This is a genomic window from Arthrobacter sp. TB 26 (assembly GCF_000427315.1).
Classification (GTDB): Bacteria; Actinomycetota; Actinomycetes; order Actinomycetales; family Micrococcaceae; genus Arthrobacter.
Window position 1 is genome coordinate 1 of the sequence record NZ_AUPJ01000180.1, and the last position, 1,727, is coordinate 1,727.

Here is a 1,727-nt window from a genome sequence, read left to right on the forward strand (position 1 = left end):
CCCTGACGTACTCGCCGTGCTCTGGGCCTTCTTCCTTGCCCTCGTGGCGCAGCAACTCGCCACGGCATTTCTCGTGCGGGTGGGCGTGCCCTCGCTGGCCCCCAATGCCAGCCTGGCCGCCTTCACCCTCGTGGCGCTGCCCGTCCTCGCCGGCGTGGCCCTCGCGGACGACACGGCGGGGAGGGCGCTCACCGGCACCGCCATCGTGCTGCAACTCCTCGTCACCCTGGCCAACGGCTGGGCCCTGTCGGGGGAGGCCGCGAAAGGTTCTTCGTGGCGGCCCGGCGTCCACGAGCTGTTGCCGCTGGGCATGGCGGCGGCGCTGGCCGGCCTGGCATTCGCCGCGGTCTCGCTCCGGGCGGGCAACATCAGCCTGGCCCTGACGGTGCTGTACCTGGTGTTGACCGCCCTGCGACGCGGCGTGCTGCGGCAGCGATGGAGCTACTGGTGGATGGCCCGGGGGACCGGTACCGTCCTGGTGCTGACGGGTGTCGAGCAGCTCCGCCGGGACAGCGGCCCGCTGCTGCTTGGCGGCGAGGAACTCTCCGTTGCGTCCTTTGCCGCGCTGGCGCTGGCACTGCAGCTGGCCTTCCCGTTGCGTGCGGAGGCCAGGGGACGGGCTCCGCGCGGCGTGCTCGCGGACGTCGCCGCCGTGCTCGTGCTGCAGGCCGGCGCCCTGGCCGCGCTTAGGACCTCACCCCTGAACGACGAAGGATCCGGGAGCTGGCAGCTGACTGCTGCCGTGGCCATGATTGCCATCAGCGCAGCGGCTGCGGGATTCGTCCTGCGCTCCCGCCGGCCGTCGACGGCGTTCGCCCCGGCGGCGTTGCTGGGGCTGCTGCCGGCCCGGGCGGGCTCGGCGCTCGACGTCGAGTTGGTGCTGGGCATCTTCGCCGTGTTCAGCGCCGTGATGGTGGTGGCGGCGTCCTCGCGCACCGCCAAGGGCGGCTACTTCGCTTCGGCCCGGGTGCTGACCCTGGGCCTGGCCCTCGTTCTCAGCTACGACACGACGGTCTCCGTCACCGCCGTCTCGGTGACCTTCGGGCTCGTCCTCGCGGCCCAGCACGTGATCCGGTGGCTCATGCGGCACCGCCTCGCGGAAGTCCCGTTCCAGCAGGCAGCGGTCTGGATTACGCTCACTGCCCAGACCGTGCTTCCGCTGGGCTACCTGGTCGCCGAACCGGACGACGGCGGCCGCTGGGTCGTCCTGCTGCACGTGGCGCTGCTGCTGGTCTCGGCGGCGGTGGCCAGCCGGGTCTTCGCGGCTCGTGGGGCCGCCTACCTGACGGTCTATGCCGCAGTGTTCGGCACGGTGGCGCTGGGTCCGCTGGCGCAGTTCGACGGCGGCCCGCCCTCCGGCGGCTTCCTGGACCGGCCCCTCCTGAGCCGGGACGGGGTGGTGGTGATCCTGCTCCTACTGTCGCTGGCCGCCACCGGCGCAGGTCTGCTGTTCCGGCGGAACGCGCGGGCCGACGTCGAACGCTGGCTCTGGCTGGCCGCCTCCGGGGCCTTTGTAGTGTCCGCCCTCCTGCTGGCACCGCCGGCGGCCGACGGGCTGACCGCGGCGTCGGTCCTTGTTCTCGCGGTGGTATTTTTTGCCGCCTCGCACCTCGAGCGGTGGCCGGCGTTCTACGTGCCGGCTGCTGCCGCGGTGTTGGCCGGCGCCACGCTGGGAGCCGCCGACTTGCTGGAAGACGTGCCGGGCGCCTGGGGCAGCTACCTGCCGT

At 72.7% G+C, this 1,727-nt stretch carries 1 pseudogene; it reads left to right on the forward strand.

From position 1 onward, the window contains the following. Positions 1 to 1,727: pseudogene (locus K789_RS25350) on the forward strand (hypothetical protein); the annotation flags it as partial.